The sequence below is a fragment of the Nocardia sp. NPDC051981 genome, assembly GCF_040680715.1.
Taxonomy (GTDB): Bacteria; Actinomycetota; Actinomycetes; order Mycobacteriales; family Mycobacteriaceae; genus Nocardia.
In genome coordinates this window covers 48,745-69,678 of record NZ_JBFAXK010000001.1, presented here as the reverse complement: position 1 = coordinate 69,678, position 20,934 = coordinate 48,745, and the positions used below count along the sequence as shown (strand labels likewise).

Here is a 20,934-nt window from a genome sequence, read left to right as displayed (position 1 = left end):
CTACGGGACGGAGACCGGACGCAGGCAGCTCTCCAAGGGCAGGATGATGGAGCAGAGGGCGGGCTTGCGGGTGGGGCGGTAGTCGGCGGGGACGCCGCCCTGGGCGGTGATGGTTTTGAAGGCGGCCACCGCGTCGGTGGGGCGGCGGGTGAGGGTGGGGTCGGTTTTCGCGTCGACGGTGTAGAGGCCGAATCGCGGTGAGTAGCTGCCCCATTCGTAGTTGTCGGTGAGGCTCCAGTAGTTGTAGCCGATCACGTCGATGCCGTCGGCCTTGGCGCGTTGCAGCCAGTAGACGGTGTCGCGCAGGTGGTCGGCGCGGTCGTAGCCGTCGCTGCGCGGGGCGGCGTTGTCGGTGGGGAGTCCGTTCTCCACCACGTAGATCGGCAGGCCCGGGAACTTCTCGGTGTAGGTGCGCAGGTCGTAGTAGATGCCCTCGGGTTCGATGGCGTTCTTCCACAGTTCGTCACCCAGCAGCGCCGTGCTCGGCAGGTGCGTCAGGGAGGCGCCGTAGTAGAAGTCGACGCCGATGAAGTCGAGCTTGCCGCGGATACGGTCGGCGAACAGCAGGTCGGTCAGGTTCTGCACGATCGGGTACTGCGCGATATTGCTGGTCACCCGCGCGCCGGGCTGGCGGGAGTGGATGTAGTCGTAGATCGCGGTGTGCGCCTGCACCAGCCGGTCGAACATCGGCAGCGCGTCGAGCACGCCGATGTCGCCGATCTTGATCGATTGCGCGACATAGCCCATGGGCTCGTTGATGGTCACCCACATCGGGTCGTCGGGGGCGTATCGGTCGACCACCTTGCGCATATTGGTGAGCCAGTCCGACACCATGCCCTGGTTCTTCCAGCCCCCGAGATCGGCCTCCCACCCGGGGATCACCCAGTGGTCGAGGGTCAGCATCGGCCGCATCCCCGCCGCGCGGATCTTCTGGATGACCTGGTCGTAGAAGCGAAAGCCGTTCTCGTCCCACGCATTCGGCTGCGGCTGCACCCGCGCCCATTCGATGCTGAGCCGGTACACCTTCAGGCCCATCCCGGCCGCCAGATCGATGTCCTCGGCGTAGCGGTCGTAGAAGTCGACCGAATTGCCGTATGGGTCGTGCGCCTTGCCGGAATTGGCGTACCGGCTCCAGTTGCTGTCCGGCGCATGGCCTTCGGACTGGAATCCGGCCATGGCCACGCCCCACATGAAGTCGGGGCCGAGCGACGGCACGCTGGTCGGCGCACCGCCGGCGCTCCCGGTCCCGGACCCGCTGGCACTGCCCGACCCGGAGCCGCTGGAACTCCCGGACCCCGAGCCGGCGCTTCCGGACCCCGAGCCGCTGTCGGCCGGCGCCGCCCCGGCCACGGCAGACCCGCTGGACACGATGGCCAGTGCCGACAGGACCGAACACAGAACCCGCGCAGTTCTCATCTCAGCGAAATCTCCCACAGTGCTTCGGACGCGGCCCCCTGCCGCGTGGCCGGGTGGCCGTCCCAACCTTACTGGTCATACGTCCAACACGATGGTGTTTCACTCAATATCGGTTTGTCGGGGGCCATGGCTAGGGTTCGGGGCGTGACCGATCGTGAGAGTTTCGCTCCGCTGGTGTTCTTCGAACACGACCACAAGCCCGGGCACTACTGCCTGATGCTGTCCGACAACCACATGCTGGCCACCGAACCCGTCTTCGCCGAATTCGGTTACGACGGAAACGGTTACGGCTGGGCCGGGGTGGCGCGGTCGGCGGTGGCGACACAGGAGGCCGGGGTAGGGGAGCGGGTGAGCTTCGACCCCGAGGCGGGCACGTTCGTCGCGTATGGCCAGGACGCGCCGGCGCTGCGGGCGCTCGGGGCGTTGCTGCGGGACGCGCTCGCGGATCCGGCCGTTCTCCGCGAGCTCATCGCCGCGGGCGATCCGGAGTGGTTCGACTGAACACCCGCTGATCGCGTGCTGCGATCAACGGGCGGCGCAAGGGGTTCCGGCGCTCAGGGCTTGCGGGAGAGGGCGGCGGAGATCAGCTGCTCCCAGACGGTGAGGTCGTGGTGGTCGCTGCCGATGCGGGCCACGCCCTCGGCGGTGGGTTCGGGGCGCCAGAGGGAGCAGGGCACCAGGCCCGGCTCCAGGATTTCGAGATCGCCGAACAGGCCCAGGATCTCCTCATCGGTGCGCCAGCGGCCGCGGCCGAAGGTGGCCTGCAACTTCTGCTCGGCGACCCGGGTCTCCTCGTTGAAGCCGGACCGGAAGTGGGAGATGTAGAGCATGCTGCCGGAAGGGATCTGGTCGGCCCAGTAGCGGACCACCTGCTCGGGCTTCTCGTCATTGTTGAGGTGGTGCAGGATGGCGCTGAAGATCATGGCCACCGGCTGCGAGAAGTCGATGAGCCGCTCCACTTCCGGATGGTGGCGGATGGCCTCGGAATCGCGCAGGTCGGCCTGGATCACGGTGGTGAACTCGTCCGTCTCCAGAATCGCGCGGCCGTGCGCCAGCACGATGGGGTCGTTGTCCACATAGACCACGTGCGGCTCGGACTGGTGCCGCTGCGCCACCTGGTGCACATTGTCGGCGGTGGGCAGGCCGCTGCCGATGTCGACGAACTGCTTGATCCCGGCGCGCGAGATCTCACCGATGGCGCGCACGAGGCAATTCCGATTCGCGTACGCGATATCCACCGAACCCGGCAGATCCTTGATGAAGAAGTCCCCGACCTCCCGGTCGGGCGCGTAATTGTCCTTGCCGCCCAGGAGATAGTCGTACACCCGGGCAATACTGGGTTTGGACTGGTCTACTTGCGGTTGTTCCGTCATCTCTCCACACACCCCTGTCAGTATCGAATTGCCCTCCGCTTCGCTCCGGGCGGGGCGACGTGGATCCGCCGTAATCCTATGTAACTGAACGAGTTCGGGTGCGTGGTTCCAGGTAACACTGGGCGTGCCTGCGAGCGTGGGTGATTCGGCGCCCGTCAGACGGCCCGCAAGCGGGTGCGGCTGGCGTAGACGTGCTCGGCGATCAGGGTCGCGATGCGGTCGGGCGCCTCGAGCATGGGAACGTGGCCGACGTCGTGGACCAGGATGCGGTCCGCCGACTCCGGCAGTTCCTCCAGGAAACGGCGGGCGTACAGGCGATTCGGAATGATCCGGTCGTTTTCGCACATGAGCAGCCGCACCGGGGTGCGCAGCGTGGCCAGGTGCTCGAGGGCCGGGAATCGCAGGCCGCTCACCAGCATCGGCAGCATGGCCTTGCAGTGCATGGCCGAGGTGATGGCCGCCTCGATGCCCGCCCGTGAGGCCGCCTCGGTATTCTTGGTGAGCAGCAGCGCCACCGCCTGCCGGACGAACCCGCCGTAGGCGACGGCGGCCGGCAGCCGCTTGCCGATCTCCACGAAAGGCACCATCGACAGGAACTTCAGCCCGACGCGAAGCTGCACCGCGGAGGGGGTTTGCCAGCCGCCCGCGGGCGCGATAGCGGTGAGGGTGCGGGCCCGGCCCCGGCGGGCCAGCTCGAAGCCGACCCAGCCGCCGAGCGAATTGCCCGCGATATGGCAGGTGCGCCAGCCCATCTCGTCGAGCTGGTCCTCGACCCGGTCGGCGAGGGCGCTGACATCGAGGTACCAGCCCTCGAGCTCGGGGCCGCCCCAGTGCCCGGTGAAGGCCGGAGCGAACACTTCGCAATGGCTCGACATACGCTGTGCCACCTGCTCCCAGCAATGCGGGGACAGCATGAATCCGTGCAGCAGGAGCAGTGGTTCGCCGGAGCCGGTGTGGAGCGCGCGGATGGGCGCGGGTGGGGCGGTGGGCCGGGTGGTGCCTGACGTCATCGTCGTCACCCCTTCCTGGACCTCGATGTCCGTGAAGAGAGTCGGTAAGCCGCATTGTACGGTCGTGAAGTGGCGAAAATCATCACTACGTGCAACGTGAACGGGGTGCGTGCCGCGGCGGGCAAGGGATTGCTCGAATGGCTGGCCGCGACCGAGGCCGATATCGTCTGCCTGCAGGAGACGCGGGCGACCGATGAGCAAACGCGTAGCGCGCTAGCGCCCGCGCTGGACGCCGGATGGTTCCTCAGCCATGCCGAACCGGGCCTGAAGGGCCGAGCGGGCGTGGCGATCCTGTCCCGGCACCAGCCCGACGCGGTGCGCGTCGGCGTCGGCCTGTTCCAGGATGGAAGCTGGTCTCCCGTCGAGGAATTCGCCACGCTCGGCCGCTATGTCGAGGCCGACTTCGAGGATCTCACCATCGCCAGCGTCTACGTCCACACCGGCGAGGCCGACACCCCGCTACAGGACGAGAAGTACCGGTTCCTGGACGCCATCGGCGCACGCATGCTGGCCCACCCGGGCGAGTTCGTGATCATGGGCGACTGGAATGTCGCCCACACCGAGCTCGACATCAAGAACTGGAAGGGCAACGTCAAGAACGCGGGCTTCCTGCCGCGGGAACGCGCCTGGGTGTCGTCCATGCTGGCCGCCGGCTACGTCGACGTGGTCCGCGAGCTCCATCCCGGCGTCCCCGGCCCCTACAGCTGGCACTCCTACCGCGGCCGCGCCTTCGACAACGACGCCGGCTGGCGCATCGACTACCAGCTGGCGCGCGGCGAGATCGCCGCCCGCGCCAAGCAGGCCGTGGTCGAGAAGGCCGCAACCTACGCCGAACGCTGGTCCGACCACGCACCGGTGACGGTGCAGTACCGATGAAGAAGCCCGGGGTACCCGCAAGATGGGTACCCCTCCGGCTGATTCCCCCCTGAGCACATTCCCCTGACCGGCCGACCGGATGGCCAGTGCGTTCAGTCGGTCAACGCCCCACCTCCTCTCGCGGCTCCCGAGCATCGGAATGGCCTTCGGGCTCCGGAGAACCGGCGCTCTCCCCGGTGCTGTCCAGCGCCAGCGCTTCGTCCAACTCGTAGCGTGGCACCTTGGTCCGCCAGTGATGACACGCGGCAGGTTTCACGGTCTGAAGGTCAGCGAAAGCCGTTATACGCCTTGGGTTTCCACCGACATGTGCCAGGTTCGGAGTTATCACTACCGCACAGTCGATTCGGCGCAGGAGCCGGTACAGCATCCCCATTCGGTCGGCGTCCGAGTTGTCGGCCACCAGTACCCAGGACACCCGGAGCCCGAGTTTGTGTGCACGTTGACGGCAGTAGAACTCCGCCCAGTCCAGATCGGCCTTGGTCGTCAGCAACGGCCGGAAGATGTAGATCACCGCCTTGTCCGGCCCAGTTGTGGTGCGTGCCATTTCGATTGCTTCGGTTGGGGATTCAGGCAATCCGTCTTCCGGCATCTCCGCCCCTGTCGTTGCCTGGTTGGTGAGGCGCCCAGGACAGGGCCTCTCACACCGGCCCTGGACGCCTGGTACCGACGCTACGAACCGAGTCGGCACTGAAGCCACACCTATGCTCGAGCATGCTCTAATTGCTGCATTCGAGCTCGAAACGCCCTACCGCCGAGGATCATCGGAGACATGCGGGCATGAGCGCGCATAGAACCGATTGGGGACCGATCATGCGATTGCATTTCCTCGGCAAGGGCGACTCGGAAGGTGGAGGCTGCCCGAGCATGTACTACACGGAACGGGACACCTACGTCGTCCAGGGGTGGAAGACGGACACCCTTGGAACTGTCGAAATCCCGCACAGGCTTCTCGGCTTCATCCAGCCGGATACGTACATCGGTGCAGCCATGACCGATACGGGCAGAGGGACTTTCGCTCTCTCCGGCACGCCGGTGACCGATGGTGAATCGCTGGAACAGATGGACATCTATCCGAACGAGACAGCCATAGAGGTGCCCAAGATCGGAAGGACGTTCTACGGCAATGCTGCTAGCGCAGGGTGAAGCATTCAACAATCTGTTCCGGGAGGCTAAGCGCGAAGCGTTCCACCTCGAGATCAGGGACGACTACTACCCGGCGGACTACCCGCCTCTGGTTCGTTTCCTCGCGGGGGAACCTGAGGACTACGAGTGGTTTCAGCCGTGGCTGAACCAGGTGCGCGAGAGCACCGACCGGGGCGTAGCAGTCAACCGAGCGCGGGTAGTTACCGTCCCGCACAACGACTACACCCGCTATGCGAAGCACGTAGCCCGTCTCAATGTGGAGGCCGGCGAAGATGTGCGTTATCTGCCCCGGCACCTGATCGATTCTGATGAGCTGACTACCGACGATTGGTGGATCTTCGATGACTCGGTGGTGGCGTTCACTGTGTTCGAGCCCGGAGATAACGGGCGTTGGATCGGTGGTGCCGTCACCACCGATCCGCGGATTGTCGAGTACATCCGATTCGTCAAGGAACGGGTGTGGTCTCTGGCCGTTCCGTTGTCGCAATATGACGAACCGTGACGGATTCGCTTGATCAGGCCAAGGAAGCTCTCGGGGCCCGGCTCCGGGAGCTTCGCTTGGATGCGGGTATCTCGGGCAGTGAGCTTGCCCGGCGCGCAGGCTGGCATCAGACCAAGGTCCCGAAGATCGAGTACGGCAGGACCAAACCCACAGATGCCGATATCCGCGTCTGGTGTGCTCATACAGGCGCTGAGAACCAGGTACCGGACCTGATAGCCACTCTGCGGAATATCGAAGCCGCATGGCTTGAATGGAGGCGCGTGCTCGGGACCGGCACGAAGCGGAGGCAGCAGGCCTCGATCAGGCTCGAAGCCGAGACCGAGGTTATGCGGGTGTACCACCCGTTCTTGATCCCTGGCCTACTCCAGACGGCAGAGTACGCCGAGGGCGTCTTACGAAGCGTGATCGAGTTCCAGCAGGTTCCGAACGATATTGACGAGGGGGTATCGAAACGCCTTGAACGGCAGCAGATCTTGTATCGAAGGGACCATCGGTTCCACTTCGTCATAGCCGAGCAAGCCCTACGAACCACGGTCGGCAGCGATCAGACCATGATCGGGCAATTGGATCGGCTGCTGGCCGTAGTGGGTATGCCCAGAGTTGTTCTCGGCATCGTTCCCGCTGAGGAGCCGTACCGGGTGTCGATGACGAACTTCGCGCTGTTCGACAACTCCAGGGTCATGGTCGAAACCGTGACGGCCGAACTCACAGTCACTCAGCCGAGAGAGATAGCCCAGTACGGCAGGGCATTCGACGTGTTGGCCAACCAGTCGGTGACGGGCGAGCCTGCCCGGCGGCTTATCCGCCGAGCGCTCGAAGCACGGTCCCGCTGAGGGTTGCCGCGAACCTCTGGGTGTGTCGCCACCGATTCAAGGCGGAAACATCCAGGTCGATGGTCACCACGGCCGCTGTCTGATCCTCTCCATCACACACGGTTCCGGCGGTGCTCCGACTGCCGGGTGGTGACGTAGATTCGTCAGTCATGACGGATAGCCGAGCAATCAGTAAGGCACTCAAACGGGTCGGCAGTACGGCTTCTTACCTGGTCAACAGGGATGCTCTGGTTTGCGGAACCGAGTCGATCCGATGAAGAAGCTGTCCAAGCAGCAGAGCGCCTGGTTGACGCTGGGCGTGGCCGTGCTCGCGCTGATCGCCGCTATCGTCGCCAACCGGATCAATACCGACCATCCGAACAACGCGGGTAGCGCCAAATCCGTTGTCACATCGGTGGTCAAGACGACCGCAAAGCCGGGTGGTGTGACACCGGCTCCCGGCGTGGCCGATCAAGCGGCCCCGCCTTCCAAGGTGGCCGGCGTGCCCGATCAGGCGTACAAGACCCTGGTCGAGATCGACGCCGGGCGCTGGCCGGGCTCCGCCAACGCGCCCGGTACCCACGGCGGCGACACCTGGAACAACCGGGACGCTAGCCTGCCCCGCAAGGACGCCTCCGGCAAGGCGATCAGCTATCAGGAATGGGATGTGAATCCCAAGCAGCCCGGCCAGACCCGCGATGCCGAGCGCATCATCACCGGCAGCGACGGTTCGGCCTACTACACGGGGGACCACTACAAGACCTTTACGAGGATGCGCTGAAATGACCGAGCCGATGCCGCTGTCGCAGTTCCTCTCCGCTCCCGCCGAAGATATCGCCGAGCGACGGGCTCCCGCCCCGGTGCTCGGGGTGCTGCCCATCGGCGCGGCCGAATTCTCCGGCGTCCGTTACCGGATTCCGGACGACTACCTCGCCCGGGAACTGCGCGGCCGCAAGATGCGCACGGTCACCGAGGTTTTCGACGAGTTCGCCGCCGCCTTCCAATTCCCCTACTACTTCGGGGAGAACAAGGACGCCTTCGACGAATGCCTCCGTGACCTCGACGAATTCGTCGGAGCCGCACAGGGATACGTGGTGGTGATCCGCAATGCCGCGCTCCTGCTCGACCGGCAGCCCGACGAGCGCGACTGGTTCGCCGAGGCGATGGCCGACTGCGCGACCATCTGGGCGGCCCGCGGCATCCCCTTCCGGGTGGTCCTGCAGGACGCCACGCCACCGGGATTGCCGGTGATCCCCCTGGCTCTCGACCCCGAAACCGAAAATTCTTGATTCACCGGACCTTCCACTCCAGTTAACCTGCGGTCGAACAAAACTGTCCCGGACGCTGCAATGGTTCCGCTATGCGATCGCGGCCTGACGCGATCCGGATAGACCTGGAGGGTTCCATGCCTACCTCGGCACGCCGTCGCTTCGGCAAACGAAGCCGCGCCGCCGCCGCGTTCGCCGCGCTGGTCGCGCTGAGCGCCACCTCATGTTCGTCGTCGTCCGGCCAGGCGGCGCCGGACACCGACACCGCGACGCCCATCAAGCACGTGGTGGTGATCTTCCAGGAGAACGTCTCCTTCGATCACTACTTCGGCACCTACCCGAACGCGGCCAACACCGACGGCACCACGTTCACCGCGCAGCCGACCACGCCGAAGGTGGACGGCCTCACGCCGGATCTGCTCACCAAGAACCCCAACAAGGCGCAGCCCGTGCGCCTCGGCGGTCCGAACCAGCAGGTCACCTGCGACCAGGACCACGAGTACAAGGACGAGCAGCTCGCCCTCAACGGCGGCAAGATGGACCAGTTCGTCGAGCACACCAACGTGTCCGAGGGCAAGTCCTGCAAGGCGCCGGTCTACGGCCCGCAGGGCCTGGTCATGGGCTACTACGACGGCAATTCGGTGACCGCGCTGTGGAATTACGCGCAGCACTACGCCATGAGCGACAACTCCTGGACCTCCACCTTCGGCCCGTCCACCGTGGGCGCGCTGAACCTGGTCGCGGGCCAGACCCACGGCGTCACCAAGATGGAGCCGCCCAAGCCGGGCCAGCCCTTCCCCGCCGACACCGTGCTGGAGAACGCCGGCAACGGCCAGGGCACCGTGGTCGGCGACCCGCAGCCCTACGGCGACGACTGCTCCACCCGTGACACCGTCCAGATGAGCGGCACCACCATCGGCGACCTGCTCACCAAGAAGGGCGTCAGCTGGGGCTTCTTCCAGGGCGGCTTCAAGCCCACCGACACCAAGGACGGCAAGGCCGTCTGCGGCGCCACCCACAATGTCGGTGTGGCGCTGGGCGGTACCGGCAAGACCGGTGACAAGGCCTGGGACACCAAGGGCGACTACATCCCGCACCACGAGCCGTTCCAGTACTTCGCGTCGACGGCCAACCCACACCACCTGCCGCCGACCTCGGTCGACAAGATCGGCCACGACGATCAGGCCAACCACCAGTACGACCTGACCGACTTCTGGGCCGCCGCCGACAAGGGCAGCATGCCCGCCGTCAGCTACCTGAAGGCCCCCGGCTACCAGGACGGCCACGCCGCCTACTCCGATCCGCTGGACGAGCAGCAGTTCCTGGTGGAGACCATCAATCACCTGCAGAAGCTGCCGGATTGGAAGGACACCGCGGTCGTCATCGCCTACGACGACTCCGACGGCTGGTACGACCACACGGCGCCCAAGCTGGTCATGAACTCCGCCTCCGAGCAGGACGGCTACAGCGGCCCCGGCGTCTGCGGTGACGCCAAGACGAATCCGGCCAAGTACCAGGGCCGTTGCGGCTACGGCCAGCGCGTGCCGCTGCTGGTCGTCTCGCCCTACTCGAAGGCCAACTTCGTCGACCACGGCGTGACCGACCAGGCCTCGGTCCTGAAGTTCATCGAGGACAACTGGAAGACCGGCCGCATCGGCGACGACTCGTTCGACGAGAAGGCCGGCAGCCTCGACGCCATGTTCGACTTCAAGGCCGCCGCGCAGCCGGCCCTGCAGCTCGACCCGAAGACCGGCGCCGCGAGCTAGCCCGGATGCGCTGACCGCCCGGCCCGATCCCGTGGACCCGATCCATTGGAAAAGGCCGGGCGGTTTTGTATTCGGGCGCGGGCGGTTCCCCCTATAGTCGCTGACAGTGTGTCGAGCGAGTGGGGTCCGGTTGTGATCAGTCGTCGAAAAGTGTTGCGGGACGGGGCGATTCTCGCCGTCGCCGGGGCGGCGGCCGCGTGCGCCGCGCCGCGGCGGGTGGCGGGGACCGCGGCGTCCGGGAGCATCGCCTGGGAATACCAGGTCGACGGCGGACTGCGGGGACTGCGGTACGGCGCCGGCACGGTAGTGGTGGAAAACGCCGCCGTGCTCACGGGACTGGAGGCCCGGAGCGGACGCGAGATGTGGCGGTTCCCGATCACGACACCGGGGATCGGCCGTCATTCCTGCGTCTGGAGCAACGCCCTCGTGGTCTGCGGGGCCGAACCCGGTGCCGCCGGGGATCGGGCCGTGGCCGTGGATCTGGCTTCGGGGAAACGGAATTGGTCCTTCGACGCACCCGAGGAAGTCGTGCTCGGCGGGGTTTTCGGTGTGCGGGACCAGGTGCTCTATCTGATCGCCTCCGATCGCGACAAGGGCGGGCGCGAGGCGTGGGCCGTCGACATGAAGAGCAACGCCGTCCGCTGGCGGGTGCCCTGCGACGCCGAGGCCCTGTCGGTGCCCGACAGCGGTTTGCTCCTCTACAACCAGAGTCCCGGCACCGGCGGCGATCTCGTCGCCCTCGACCTCGGGACCGGTGCGACCGCCTGGTCCCGCGCGGGCGACTCGGCGGTCTCGGCCAGCACCATCGCCACCGGCCTGGTCCAGGGCGCCGTACTGGCCACCGACGGCGCCCACATCGTCTCCGGCCTGGATCCGAAAACCGGTGCGGCGCTGTGGACCACGCCCGCGCTGCCCTACACGGCCGGCGTCGTCTTCGGTTCCGGCGACGCCTACTACCTGTGTGACGGCGAGAGGCTGCACGCCATGACTCCCGGGGGCGAGGCGGCCAAGCTGTGGAGCATCTCCATCGCCGATCAGGGCGCCGCGGCCGATGTCGGCGGATACCCGGACGCGGGAACCTTCTACCTGCTCGCCGACCGCACCCTTCGCGCGATCGACACGCACACCAGCGCCATCCGCTGGACGCAATCGATTCCGGACAAGGCCGGATCGCAGGTCTCCTTCGCTGTCGGCGACGCCCACTGCTACGTCGAATCCACCGAGGACGAACCGGGCGCATCCGCCGTGATCGCCATCGTGCGCTGACTCGGATTCCCCTGCGGGGCTATGATTCCGGCGGCTGGGGGAGCGCGCGGCTCAGCGACGGATCCGCCGGGCCAGATCCTCGCCCAGCAGCACGAAAACATCGGTGGTGGCGTCGATGAGCTCGTCGCGGGTCATGGGGAGGTCGCCCTGGAGCCAGGCCGTGAGGGTCTGGACCAGGCCGCTGACCAGGTAGGTGGCGCGGAAACCGATCACGGGCAGGGGGTCGCCCTCGGCGAGGCCGTAGAAGTCGATGCCCTCGGCCGCCACGATATTCGCGAACGCCTTGATGGTGTGCGTTGTGCGGGTGCGTAATTCGGGGGTGGCGGAGCTGACCACCAGGGCCACCCGGGCCTTGCGCGGATCGTCGGTGAGGACGTGGATGCCCGCGGTGATGGCAGCGTGCGCCTTGGCGCGCGGGTCGTCGGGGGCGGTGTGCAGTGCGGCGAGCAGGGCGCCGGCCAGCTCCTCGGCGATGGTGTCGAACAGTGCCGACAGCACGGCGTCGCGGTTGTCGAAGTTCTCGTAGTAGTAGCGCTCGTTGAGTCCCGCGCCGGTGCAGAGGGCGGAGACGGTGAGCTTGTCGATGCCCTGGGTGCCGAGGATGTCGAGGGCGGCGTCGAGCAGGGCGGTGCGGCGCTGGGTGCGGCGTTCGTCCGCGGAGATGCCGCCGTAGGTCCGTTGCCCGGTCACGAACCGATTCTGGCACGGCCGCGATTCTGGTAGAAGGTCTTGCCAGAATCTGGAATCTGGGGGACTCTATTGCCAGATGTGATGGCCCGCATCACACCCACCGGGAGGCAACGATGCCTGCACGCGCGGCTCAGAGCGGCTACTTCTCCGACGACTCGATGATCCGCAGGGTCATGCGCAAGCGCGCGGTCGGACTCACCTACGGCCAGCGAGCGCTGGTGATCGGCGCGGTGCATCCGCTGCTCTATGTCGGAACCGCCGAGAACACCCAGCATCGGACCACGCCCTACACCCGGCTCGCCCTCACCGGCCGCCTGTTCGAGGCCGTCTCCCTGGGCACCCGCGAAGAGGCCGATCGCGCACGGGCCTTCACCCGTAAACGACACGTCCCGGTCGACGGCGTGATGCCGGAGGACGCGGGCGCGGCCAACCCGGCCGGCACCCACTACTCCGCGGCCGACCCGCATCTGATGTTCATGACCATGGCCTTCACCTTCGATTCCGCCGAGGTCATGCACGATCTGCTGGTCCGCCGCCTCACCCCGACCGAACGGGAAGGGCTGTACCAGGACTACGTGCGCTGGGGCGAACTGTTCGGCATGCCCCGCAGCGCCGCCCCCTACACCTACCGCGAATTCCGCGACTACTTCGACGGCTACCTGGCCTCCGACGAGCCCCACCTCACCGAGGAGGCCAAACTGGTCGGCTCCTACCTCATGGGCCAGCGCGTCGCCCATCCCCTGCCGGCCCCCATCCAGCAGGCCCTCACCGGCTTCTCCCTCCTGGTCCAGGGCAGCCTCCCCGAGCGCGTCCGCGACATGTACGACCTCGACTGGGGCCTGCGCGAGCAGCTCGCCTTCCGCGGCCTCTCCCGCGCAGTCCGCACCGCTCACCTCTCCCCACCCCTGCTCGGCAACCCCCTGGCAGTCCATATGACCGGCCCCAGCTACCCCCTCTACAAACTCGCCACCCGCCGCGAACAGCGCCTGCTCGGCTCCGGGCGGCCCAGCATGCCGGGGGTCGATCCTCGCCCCTTGTCGCACCGAATCGGTGCGTGACCAGCTGATTTGTCGGACGACCCAGTGGTTCGCGGCCGTCTCGATTCTGGACCGCGGCTGGAATAGACCTCCGCCTTGGAGCGGGGGAGCGAAGCGGAGGAGCGGAGGAGGGAAGAATCGAGACCTCGGGGCCGCGAACCCGCCCCGGAGCGAAGCGGAGGGGCAAATTAAGCTCGAGCCATGTCGAGTCCTGAAGCCGCCGCTGAGCGTAAGCAGCGGGTCCTGTCCGGAATCCAGCCCACCAGCGATTCCTTCCACCTCGGCAACTACCTTGGCGCGCTGCAGTATTGGGTGCGGTTGCAGGACGACTACGACGCCTTCTATTTCATTCCGGACCTGCACGCCATCACGGTGCCGCAGGACCCGAAGCAGCTGCGTACGCGGGTCAAGATCTCGGCCGCGCAGCTGCTGGCGCTGGGGCTGGACCCCAAGAAGTCCACGCTGTTCGTGCAGTCCCAGGTGCCCGAGCATGCCGAGCTGGCGTGGGTGCTGAACTGCATCACGGGGTTCGGCGAGGCGAGCCGGATGACCCAGTTCAAGGACAAGTCGGTCAAGCAGGGCGCGGACAACGCCACCGTCGGTCTGTTCACCTACCCGGTGCTGATGGCCGCCGACATCCTGCTCTACCGGGCTCAGCTGGTGCCGGTCGGCGAGGACCAGCGCCAGCACCTGGAGCTGACCCGAAACCTGGCGCAGCGCTTCAACACTCGCTACAAGAAGACCTTCGTGGTGCCCGAGCCGCACATCGTGACCGGCACCGCCAAGATCTACGACCTGCAGGATCCGACCGCCAAGATGAGCAAGTCGGCCAACAGCGACGCGGGCCTGCTCAACCTGCTCGACGATCCCAAGGTCTCGGCGAAGAAGATCCGCTCCGCGGTTACCGACACCGAGCGTGAGATCCGCTACGACCCGGAGACCAAGGCGGGCGTGAGCAATCTGCTGGTCATCCTCAGCTCGCTGACCGACACTCCGATTGTCACGCTCGAGCAGGACTACGCCGGCAAGGGCTACGGCGACCTGAAATCGGACACCGCCGACGCACTCATCGAGTTCGTGACGCCGCTGCGCGCGAAGGTGCAAGAATACATGTCCGACCAGGGTGAACTCGACCGCATCCTCGCAGCGGGGGCCGAGCGGGCGCGGGAGGTCGCCGGGAAGACTCTCGCGCAGGTGTACGACCGGGTGGGCTTCCTGGCCCGCTGAACCGGCCGCCGCGCGGCCGGGTGTGCGGAGGTGGCGGTGTGTTCGGGAACGTGAAGGCGTGGATCGCGCGGCAGATCCAGCGTCGTCCCTGGCTGGATCACGTGGTCCGCGCGGGCGAGCGCTATCAGCGTCAGCGCGGCGACTACTACGCCGCGGGCATCACCTATTTCACGGTGCTGTCGCTGTTTCCGCTGCTGATGGTGGGTTTCGCGGTGGCCGGCTTCGTGCTGTCGCGGAATCCGCAGTGGCTCACCGATATTCAGAACAAGATCGTCGAGAATATTCCGGGCGACGCGGGCGGCCAGATCAACGACCTGATCAATCGGGCCGTGGAGTCGCGGACGGGCGTGGGCTCCATCGGTCTGGTGACCGGCGCCTACGCCGGGCTGGGCTGGATCGGCAACCTGCGGGCAGCGCTCAGCGAGCAGTGGGATCAGCCCAGTAAGCAGCGAAACTGGTTCCACGCCAAGGTCTCCGACGTGCTGGCGCTGATCGGGCTGTTCCTCGCCATCCTCGTCTCCCTCGGCCTGTCCGTGCTGGCCTCCGGCGGCCTGATCACCCACCTGCTCGACCGCCTGCACGTGCACGAGGCGGCCTGGGCGAAGGTCCTGCTCACCGTGGCGTCGCTGGTGCTGGCGGTGGTGGCGAACTGGGCCGTGTTCGTCTGGATCATCGCGCGCCTGCCGCTGCATCCGGTCACCTTCCGCAGCGCCGCCCGCGCGGCCATGATCGCGGCGGTCGTCTTCGAGGCGTTCAAGCAGCTGGCCTCGATCATTCTGCGATCGGTGGTCAACGGCCCGGCCGGGGTGGTCTTCGGGCCGATCATCGGCCTGATGGTCTTCAGCTACTTCACCGCGCGGATCATCCTCTTCGCCACCGCCTGGGCCGCCACGGCCGCGGACAACGAGGTGCCCGCCGAGATCCCGCCGCCCGCCCCCGCGATCATCCGCCCCCGGATGACCGCGGGCGGACTCTCCGCCGGAGCGGGTGCGGCCTGGTTCGGCGCGGGAGCCCTTGCGGCGACACTGCTCTCGATGCTGCGCCGCCGCTGACCGCTCAGCGGCGGCGGTTCATCCGGCGCGCGCTCAACAGCAGCACCAGGACCAGGACCACGCCGACGGCCATCAGGGCGATCCGCAGATCGTGGTGGTCGGAGCTGGAACCGGAATCCGCGGCCGGGGCGGGCTCGGCATCGGTCCGGGCGGGCGGACTCGCCAGTGCCACCGAGGGATTCGCGCCTTCGGAGCTGCCGTCGGGCATGCTGCCCACGGTCGCGCCGGCCGGTAGCGCGAAGGCGTAGTCGAGCAGTTTGGCCGCCTGCTCCCACGGCCGGAAGGGCCGCACGTCCGCCTTGAGCAGCGTCACCACATAGCGGTGGCCATTGCGCTGCGCGGCCGCGACGAAGGTCTGCCGGGCGTCGTCGGTGTAGCCGGTCTTGCCGCCGATCGCGCCGTCGTACTCGAAGAGCAGATGGTTGTCGTTGCCGATCGGGAAGCCCGGATGATCCTTGTCGTCAGGGTTTTTCGGGTCGGCCGGGTAGCCGGGGAAGTCCACCTGCTCGGTGTGGATCAGCTCCGCGAACAGCGGCAGCGTCATCGCGTGCCGGAACAGCAGCGTCAGGTCGTAGGCCGAGATGCTCATGCCCGGCCCGTCCAGACCCGAGGGCGTGGCGGCCCGGGTGTCCAACGCCTGCAACTGTTTCGCGAGTGTGTTCATCTTGGCGACGGTGGCGTCGTCCCCGCCCAGCTGGGTCGAGATGGCATGCGCCGCATCATTGCCCGACGCCATGATCAGCGCCTGGAACAGCTGCTTGTTGGTGTAGTGCCCACCCGGTCCGATGCCGACCCGGGTGCCGTCGGCATTGGCGTCGTCCTGCGTGCCGATCACCGTCCTGTCCAGGTCCAGCGCCGGGATCGCCACCGACGCCAGCAGCACCTTGATGGTGGAGGCGGGCCGGTAGCGCCCATGCGGATCCTTGGCCGCGATGACCCGCCCGGTATCCAGATCCGCCACCTCCCAGGCGGTGGCCGAGATCCCCTCCGGCAGCGGCCCCGCCCCCGACGGCAGGATGACGCCGCACCCGCCGAGCTGCTTGCCCCCGATCGGCGGATTCGGAATCGGCAGCGCCGCCGGCGCCGTCTGCCCCGGCTCGGGCGTCTCGGAGGTGTCGATGGGCGGCGGCGGAGCCGTCTTGTTCGGGCAGCCGTCGGTATTGGGTGTGGTGAACGGCGTTGTCGTGGCGGACGGTTGGGCCTGCGCCGCACCCGGTAGCGGCCCGAAGGCGACCCCGGCGAACACGGTGAGACCAGCCGCCAGGGCCGCGACGGTGACAAGGGGGGCGCGCCGCCGACCAGCGGCCGGGTGCACGGTTCGGCGCGAATACCTGCGGATACTCATCGCGCCAGACTCTATAGCCGACCGGTCACCCCGGCGCGCGATGTGCCGCGGCGCGGCCGCGACCGTGTCGGCTTGGGGGAGCGGCTAGTTGGCGGTGTGGGTGACCGGGCAGCCGTGGGCCAGGGGGCCGAGCAGCTTGTTGTTGTCGTAGAAGTGCTCGAGCTCGAGGATGCGCAGGTCCTCGGAGACCTTGGCGATGGTGACGCCGGTCATCTCGATGAGTTCGCCGGTGGGCTGGTGGCCCTTGTACTCGCCCTCGTAGCGACCCCAGTGGCGCCACTTGAAGGTGACGGTCGGCGGGCCGGACAGCACCTCGAGCACCTCCCAGAAGAAGCCGCCCGGGAACGCGGTGTGGAAGATCTTGTGCGAGGTCTCGAAGGTCTCGCCCGCGGCGTCGTAGAAGGGGTTCTCGCCGATCAGGATGTTGTAGGACCCGATGCTCGCGAATTCCTCTGCGTCCTGCCAGTTTCCGCCGTTGACGCGGCCGCGGTAGTGCTCGGCTACCAGCGACACCCAGGTGGCCGGGTCCTTCTTGTGCGAGACCTCCATTTCGAAGACCTTCACCAGCTCTTCGACGATGTGCTCCAGCGAATCCGGCGCGTGCTGGGTGGTGCGCTCGACCGGAATGACTTCCTTGCTCAGGTGGTAGTCGGGCGCGCCTTCACGCCAATCCTCCGGTGCCGCAGCGGCTATGACGGCGTCACGGCCCTGCAGGTGCAGCGGGGTCTCGACGGATTCGGTTGCTTGGTCGGTCATTTCGTGCCTCACGTGTCCAGACCCGTTGGGGGGTCATCGATCTCAGAAACGGACCGCATGACGGTAACAGCACGGGGACTTCATGTCGCGACAAGCATTTGGGACTCCAGTACCAGACAGCGGAATGGTGATTCACCCCATCCCGGTCCGCCTCGACCCATGACACGACAAGAATTGACAGTCTCTCCGAAATGAGAGATTCTCTCATTATCGAGAAGATCCCAAATGATTGGAACTGTCATGAAAGCTCAGGGAGTGCGCCGCTGGCTGGCGCTGGGAGCCCTGGCGGTCGCCATGCTGACCATCGGCCTCGACGTCACCGTGCTCACCGTCGCCCTGCCCACCCTCGCGGTCGACCTGCACGCCGATACCTCCGCGCTGCAGTGGTTCAGCAGCGCCTACACCCTGGCCCTGGCCGGCTTCATGCTCCCGGCGGGAGCCCTCGGCGACCGATACGGGCGCAAGAAGTTCCTGCTCGCCGCGCTGCTGCTGTTCGGCGTGGCCTCGGTGGCGTGCGCCTTCGCCACGTCCTCCGGCCAGCTCGTCGCCGGCCGCGTGGTCCTCGGCCTGGCCGCGGCGATCATGATGCCGCTGTCCATGGCGGTGCTGCCCACCCTCTTCCCCGAGCAGCGCGAACGGCAGCGGGCCATCACCATCTGGATCACCTCGACCGCCATCGGCCTGCCCCTGGGCCCGATCGTGGGCGGCTGGCTGCTGCAGCACTACTGGTGGGGCTCGGCCTTCCTGCTCAATGTGCCGCTGGTGATCATCGGCGCGACCGCCGTCGGCCTGCTGGTCCCGGAATCCAAGAGCGAGAGCACTTTCCGCATCGATCTGCCCGGCACTCTGCTGTCCGCGGCCGGAATGCTCGGCATCACCTACGGTTTCATCCGCTGCGGTCAGGAGGGCTGGGGCGACGTCCTGGCCTGGACCGCCATCGCCGCGGGCGTCGTCCTGGGTGGAGCATTCGTGCTGTGGCAGCGTCGCACCGCGCACCCGCTGGTCGACCTCGGACTCTTCGGTGAGCCCGGATTCCGTTGGGGCACAGTGTTCATGGTGCTGGTGAACTTCGCGATGTTCGGCCTGTTCTTCACCATGCCGCAGTACTTCCAGGCGGTGCTGGGAGCCGATACGCTCGGCAGCGGCCTGCGCCTGCTGCCGCTCATCGCGGGCCTGGCCGCCGGCTCTCGGGTGGTGGACAAGCTGCTGCCGAAGGTCGGTGTCCGCACCGTGCTGGTTGCCGGATTCGCCTTGCTCGCGGCCGGTCTCGCCATGGGCGCGCTCATCACCGCGGACAGCGGATACGGCTTCGCGGCCGCTTCGCTGGTACTGCTCGGACTCGGGATGGGATTCGTGATGCCCGCGGCCATGGGCGCGGCCACCGACGACCTCACCCCCGAGCGGGCTGGTTCCGGATCCGCGCTGCTGCAGGCGCTGCGGCAGGCGGGCGGCACCATCGGCGTCGCCATCCTCGGCACCGTGCTGTCCACCCAGTACCGCTCCGGCCTGGGCGATCTCGACCGCGCACCCATCTCCGACGGCGTGAACGCCGGGGTCGGCGTGGCCCGCAAGCTCGGCGACCCGGCCCTGCTGGCCCACGTGCAGAGCGCCTTCGTCGACGGCATGAGCGCAATGCTGTGGGTCTGCACCGCCATCTGCGCGGTCGCCGCGGTGCTGGCCGCCTTCGTGATCCGCCGCAAGGATCCGGTCGTGACCACCGATCTCGATGCGGGACAATCGGTTCATGTCGGCTGAGACTGCCTCCGCGACGCCTCCGGCCCCGGTGAAGACCGCGGCCGGGGGCGGCCTGCGTGAACGCAAGAAGGAACGCACCCGCCGCACCATTCGCACCGAGGCGTTCCGCCTGTTCCGCGAGCAGGGCTACAACGAGACCACGGTCGAGCAGATCGCCGCGGCCGCCGACATCTCGCCCAGCACCTTCTTCCGGTACTTCCCCTCCAAGGAGCAGGTGGCGCTGGCCGACGATCTGGACCCGATCATGATCGCGTCCATCGAGAAGCAGCCGAAGGAACTGTCCATGCTGGCCGCGTTCAAGCAGGCCACCCTCGATTCCTTCGCGTCCCTGTCGCCCGAGGAATTCGCCTTCGAGCAGCAGCGGGTGGAATTGCTCTACTCGATTCCGGAGCTCCGGGGAGCGGTGGCCCGGGAGTTCGAGCGCAGCATCGAACTGATCGTCGAGATCATCGCGCGGCGAACCGGCCGTGCCGCAGGGGATTTCGAGGTGCGGGCCTTCGCGGGTGCGCTCAGTGGAGCGATGATCGCGTTCATCGGCGAGGCGCCGTTCACCCCGGAGCAGATCATGCGCGTGATCGACTTCCTCGAGGCGGGTATGCCGCTCTAGGCTGGTTCCACTGCTGTGAGCCGCTCCACCGTCTCATCGGTCATGGTCTCGAAGAACCCGCCGACCACATCCTCGATCTCGCCGACGGATTCGGCGCAGTACAGAATCGGCTGGTAGTGGGTGATGTCGTAGGAGATGGTCCCCATGGCGTGAATGTCCAGCGGCCGCAGCTCGGCCTGGCGGAACTCCTCGATCTCCCCGAACGAGGACAGCAAGCCCGCGCCGTAGCAGCGCACTTCGCCGTGCTCGCGCAGCACCCCGAACTCCATCGAGAACCAGAACACGTCGGCCAGGAACTTCAGCGCCCGCTGGGTCTCCAGGCGGGCCACTGCCGCGCCGACCGTCTCGTACACGGCCGCGAAGCGCGGGCTGGCCAATTGATTGGCGTGCCCGAGGATTTCGTGCACGGCGTCCGGCTCGGGGGTGTAGAGCGGCGCGGAGTGGTGGCGAATGTACTGGGTGGAGTGGAAGATCCGGTCGGCGAACGAGCCGAAGAACTCCCGCAGCGGCACCAGTCCGGCGGCAGGCGCGTACCGGAATCCGGTGAGCGGCAACAGCTTCGCGGTCACCTCGTCGAGTTGCGGAATATGGTCCGAGGGCAGCCCGAGGCGCCCGGCCGCCGTGATCACCTCCGCGCACGCGTAGCGCTCCCGCTTGCGCGCCAGTTCGGCGGAGACGATCCGCCAGACCTGCTGCTCCTCCGCGGTGTAGTCGATGCGCGGCACCTGTGCCCCGGGCCGGTACTCCAGCGCCATGGCGGCGATCGCATTGCGGCGGGCCCGGTACACGGGGTCGTGCACACCCGGATGCTCGTCGCTCAAGTGCACTGTCACATCGCCGTCGGTCCCCTTTGTGACCGGCGAGTACAGCTGAGCCTCGGTGAACATACTTCGATGCAAGCACCGGCATGTGATCTAGACAACGAAAAGCCGCCCAGCTGGTCAGATTGACCAGCTGGGCGGCGTCGGTGTCGATGAACGACGAGTGGCGAGCCGCTGTCAGGTAGGCATTTGTACCCGTATCCAACGCGGCG

Annotated in this window: 22 protein-coding genes; 14 read left to right on the top strand and 8 right to left on the bottom strand. The window is 67.0% G+C overall.

The window, feature by feature from the left end:
- On the bottom strand, positions 1-1,416 hold the full coding sequence (locus AB0L60_RS00340; RefSeq protein WP_364605234.1) for a family 1 glycosylhydrolase: 1,416 nt from the start codon (positions 1,414-1,416) through the stop codon (positions 1-3).
- Positions 1,417-1,560: 144 nt separating this feature from the next.
- Between AB0L60_RS00340 and AB0L60_RS00335 the strand changes: the two genes are divergently transcribed.
- Positions 1,561-1,917 carry an immunity 51 family protein gene (locus AB0L60_RS00335; protein WP_364605232.1) on the top strand — a complete coding sequence of 119 codons (357 nt, stop codon included), beginning with the start codon at positions 1,561-1,563 and terminating at the stop codon, positions 1,915-1,917.
- A gap of 53 nt (positions 1,918-1,970) precedes the next feature.
- On the opposite strand, the gene AB0L60_RS00330 is transcribed toward AB0L60_RS00335, so the two are convergent.
- Complete coding sequence (locus AB0L60_RS00330) at positions 1,971-2,789, bottom strand: SAM-dependent methyltransferase (RefSeq protein WP_364605230.1); 819 nt, start codon at positions 2,787-2,789, stop codon at positions 1,971-1,973.
- A gap of 155 nt (positions 2,790-2,944) precedes the next feature.
- The gene (locus AB0L60_RS00325) at positions 2,945-3,799 is read right to left on the bottom strand and encodes an alpha/beta hydrolase (RefSeq protein ID WP_364605228.1); all 855 of its coding nucleotides are present in this window, start codon (positions 3,797-3,799) and stop codon (positions 2,945-2,947) included.
- A 69-nt stretch (positions 3,800-3,868) separates the two neighbouring features.
- Here AB0L60_RS00325 and AB0L60_RS00320 point away from each other — a divergent pair, with 69 nt between their 5' ends.
- Positions 3,869-4,675: an exodeoxyribonuclease III gene (locus AB0L60_RS00320; protein WP_364605226.1), complete on the top strand. Its 807-nt coding sequence runs from the start codon at positions 3,869-3,871 to the stop codon at positions 4,673-4,675.
- A gap of 100 nt (positions 4,676-4,775) precedes the next feature.
- Here AB0L60_RS00320 and AB0L60_RS00315 read toward each other — a convergent pair whose 3' ends face one another.
- On the bottom strand, positions 4,776-5,264 hold the full coding sequence (locus tag AB0L60_RS00315) for a hypothetical protein (RefSeq protein ID WP_364605224.1): 489 nt from the start codon (positions 5,262-5,264) through the stop codon (positions 4,776-4,778).
- Positions 5,265-5,539: 275 nt separating this feature from the next.
- Between AB0L60_RS00315 and AB0L60_RS00310 the strand changes: the two genes are divergently transcribed.
- The 7 genes from AB0L60_RS00310 to AB0L60_RS00280 all read left to right on the top strand — a co-directional run bounded on the left by AB0L60_RS00310 (position 5,540) and on the right by AB0L60_RS00280 (position 11,432).
- The gene (locus AB0L60_RS00310; RefSeq protein ID WP_364605222.1) at positions 5,540-5,818 is read left to right on the top strand and encodes a hypothetical protein; all 279 of its coding nucleotides are present in this window, start codon (positions 5,540-5,542) and stop codon (positions 5,816-5,818) included.
- Positions 5,799-6,320 carry a DUF6879 family protein gene (locus AB0L60_RS00305; protein ID WP_364605220.1) on the top strand — a complete coding sequence of 174 codons (522 nt, stop codon included), beginning with the start codon at positions 5,799-5,801 and terminating at the stop codon, positions 6,318-6,320. Before AB0L60_RS00310 ends, AB0L60_RS00305 begins: the two co-directional genes overlap by 20 nt.
- Positions 6,317-7,153, top strand: a complete 837-nt coding sequence (locus tag AB0L60_RS00300) for a helix-turn-helix transcriptional regulator (protein WP_364605218.1) — start codon at positions 6,317-6,319, stop codon at positions 7,151-7,153. Before AB0L60_RS00305 ends, AB0L60_RS00300 begins: the two co-directional genes overlap by 4 nt.
- A gap of 253 nt (positions 7,154-7,406) precedes the next feature.
- Positions 7,407-7,913 carry a ribonuclease domain-containing protein gene (locus AB0L60_RS00295; RefSeq protein ID WP_364605216.1) on the top strand — a complete coding sequence of 169 codons (507 nt, stop codon included), beginning with the start codon at positions 7,407-7,409 and terminating at the stop codon, positions 7,911-7,913.
- A gap of 1 nt (position 7,914) precedes the next feature.
- Complete coding sequence (locus tag AB0L60_RS00290) at positions 7,915-8,421, top strand: barstar family protein (RefSeq protein WP_364605214.1); 507 nt, start codon at positions 7,915-7,917, stop codon at positions 8,419-8,421.
- A gap of 116 nt (positions 8,422-8,537) precedes the next feature.
- Positions 8,538-10,166, top strand: a complete 1,629-nt coding sequence (locus tag AB0L60_RS00285) for an alkaline phosphatase family protein (RefSeq protein ID WP_364605212.1) — start codon at positions 8,538-8,540, stop codon at positions 10,164-10,166.
- 132 nt (positions 10,167-10,298) lie between these two features.
- Positions 10,299-11,432, top strand: a complete 1,134-nt coding sequence (locus AB0L60_RS00280; protein ID WP_364605210.1) for a PQQ-binding-like beta-propeller repeat protein — start codon at positions 10,299-10,301, stop codon at positions 11,430-11,432.
- Positions 11,433-11,483: 51 nt separating this feature from the next.
- Here the strand turns inward: AB0L60_RS00280 and AB0L60_RS00275 are convergent, their stop codons facing one another.
- On the bottom strand, positions 11,484-12,122 hold the full coding sequence (locus tag AB0L60_RS00275) for a TetR/AcrR family transcriptional regulator (RefSeq protein WP_364605208.1): 639 nt from the start codon (positions 12,120-12,122) through the stop codon (positions 11,484-11,486).
- A 113-nt stretch (positions 12,123-12,235) separates the two neighbouring features.
- Here AB0L60_RS00275 and AB0L60_RS00270 point away from each other — a divergent pair, with 113 nt between their 5' ends.
- The 3 genes from AB0L60_RS00270 to yhjD all read left to right on the top strand — a co-directional run bounded on the left by AB0L60_RS00270 (position 12,236) and on the right by yhjD (position 15,438).
- Positions 12,236-13,180: an oxygenase MpaB family protein gene (locus tag AB0L60_RS00270; protein WP_364605206.1), complete on the top strand. Its 945-nt coding sequence runs from the start codon at positions 12,236-12,238 to the stop codon at positions 13,178-13,180.
- A 180-nt stretch (positions 13,181-13,360) separates the two neighbouring features.
- Entirely contained in the window at positions 13,361-14,386 is a 1,026-nt protein-coding gene (gene trpS / locus AB0L60_RS00265; protein WP_364605204.1) for a tryptophan--tRNA ligase, read from the top strand.
- Between the two features lie 38 nt (positions 14,387-14,424).
- Positions 14,425-15,438: an inner membrane protein YhjD gene (gene yhjD, locus AB0L60_RS00260; RefSeq protein WP_364605202.1), complete on the top strand. Its 1,014-nt coding sequence runs from the start codon at positions 14,425-14,427 to the stop codon at positions 15,436-15,438.
- Positions 15,439-15,442: 4 nt separating this feature from the next.
- Here the strand turns inward: yhjD and AB0L60_RS00255 are convergent, their stop codons facing one another.
- Complete coding sequence (locus AB0L60_RS00255) at positions 15,443-16,783, bottom strand: serine hydrolase (protein ID WP_364605200.1); 1,341 nt, start codon at positions 16,781-16,783, stop codon at positions 15,443-15,445.
- Positions 16,784-16,867: 84 nt separating this feature from the next.
- Complete coding sequence (locus tag AB0L60_RS00250; RefSeq protein WP_364605198.1) at positions 16,868-17,539, bottom strand: SnoaL-like polyketide cyclase; 672 nt, start codon at positions 17,537-17,539, stop codon at positions 16,868-16,870.
- Between the two features lie 240 nt (positions 17,540-17,779).
- Between AB0L60_RS00250 and AB0L60_RS00245 the strand changes: the two genes are divergently transcribed.
- A complete protein-coding gene (locus AB0L60_RS00245; RefSeq protein WP_364605196.1) occupies positions 17,780-19,294 on the top strand; it encodes an MFS transporter in 1,515 nt (504 codons plus the stop codon).
- Positions 19,284-19,901 (top strand): TetR family transcriptional regulator, encoded by a 618-nt coding sequence (locus tag AB0L60_RS00240; RefSeq protein WP_364605194.1) that lies wholly within the window; start codon positions 19,284-19,286, stop codon positions 19,899-19,901. Before AB0L60_RS00245 ends, AB0L60_RS00240 begins: the two co-directional genes overlap by 11 nt.
- Here AB0L60_RS00240 and AB0L60_RS00235 read toward each other — a convergent pair.
- Positions 19,898-20,788 carry a phenylalanine 4-monooxygenase gene (locus AB0L60_RS00235; protein WP_364605192.1) on the bottom strand — a complete coding sequence of 297 codons (891 nt, stop codon included), beginning with the start codon at positions 20,786-20,788 and terminating at the stop codon, positions 19,898-19,900. The genes AB0L60_RS00240 and AB0L60_RS00235 overlap by 4 nt on opposite strands.
- Positions 20,789-20,934: the final 146 nt, after the last annotated feature.

What these genes read in the sequence shown, in the direction of transcription:
- AB0L60_RS00340 (WP_364605234.1), bottom strand. Translation starts at nt 1,416, where the DNA reads ATGAGAACTGCGCGGGTTCTGTGTTCGGTCCTGTCGGCACTGGCCATC.
- AB0L60_RS00330 (WP_364605230.1), bottom strand. Translation starts at nt 2,789, where the DNA reads ATGACGGAACAACCGCAAGTAGACCAGTCCAAACCCAGTATTGCCCGG.
- AB0L60_RS00325 (WP_364605228.1), bottom strand. Translation starts at nt 3,799, where the DNA reads ATGACGTCAGGCACCACCCGGCCCACCGCCCCACCCGCGCCCATCCGC.
- AB0L60_RS00315 (WP_364605224.1), bottom strand. Translation starts at nt 5,264, where the DNA reads ATGCCGGAAGACGGATTGCCTGAATCCCCAACCGAAGCAATCGAAATG.
- AB0L60_RS00310 (WP_364605222.1), top strand. Translation starts at nt 5,540, where the DNA reads ATGTACTACACGGAACGGGACACCTACGTCGTCCAGGGGTGGAAGACG.
- AB0L60_RS00305 (WP_364605220.1), top strand. Translation starts at nt 5,799, where the DNA reads ATGCTGCTAGCGCAGGGTGAAGCATTCAACAATCTGTTCCGGGAGGCT.
- AB0L60_RS00295 (WP_364605216.1), top strand. Translation starts at nt 7,407, where the DNA reads ATGAAGAAGCTGTCCAAGCAGCAGAGCGCCTGGTTGACGCTGGGCGTG.
- AB0L60_RS00290 (WP_364605214.1), top strand. Translation starts at nt 7,915, where the DNA reads ATGACCGAGCCGATGCCGCTGTCGCAGTTCCTCTCCGCTCCCGCCGAA.
- AB0L60_RS00285 (WP_364605212.1), top strand. Translation starts at nt 8,538, where the DNA reads ATGCCTACCTCGGCACGCCGTCGCTTCGGCAAACGAAGCCGCGCCGCC.
- AB0L60_RS00270 (WP_364605206.1), top strand. Translation starts at nt 12,236, where the DNA reads ATGCCTGCACGCGCGGCTCAGAGCGGCTACTTCTCCGACGACTCGATG.
- trpS (WP_364605204.1), top strand. Translation starts at nt 13,361, where the DNA reads ATGTCGAGTCCTGAAGCCGCCGCTGAGCGTAAGCAGCGGGTCCTGTCC.
- AB0L60_RS00255 (WP_364605200.1), bottom strand. Translation starts at nt 16,783, where the DNA reads ATGAGTATCCGCAGGTATTCGCGCCGAACCGTGCACCCGGCCGCTGGT.
- AB0L60_RS00250 (WP_364605198.1), bottom strand. Translation starts at nt 17,539, where the DNA reads ATGACCGACCAAGCAACCGAATCCGTCGAGACCCCGCTGCACCTGCAG.
- AB0L60_RS00245 (WP_364605196.1), top strand. Translation starts at nt 17,780, where the DNA reads ATGAAAGCTCAGGGAGTGCGCCGCTGGCTGGCGCTGGGAGCCCTGGCG.
- AB0L60_RS00240 (WP_364605194.1), top strand. Translation starts at nt 19,284, where the DNA reads ATGTCGGCTGAGACTGCCTCCGCGACGCCTCCGGCCCCGGTGAAGACC.
- AB0L60_RS00235 (WP_364605192.1), bottom strand. Translation starts at nt 20,788, where the DNA reads ATGTTCACCGAGGCTCAGCTGTACTCGCCGGTCACAAAGGGGACCGAC.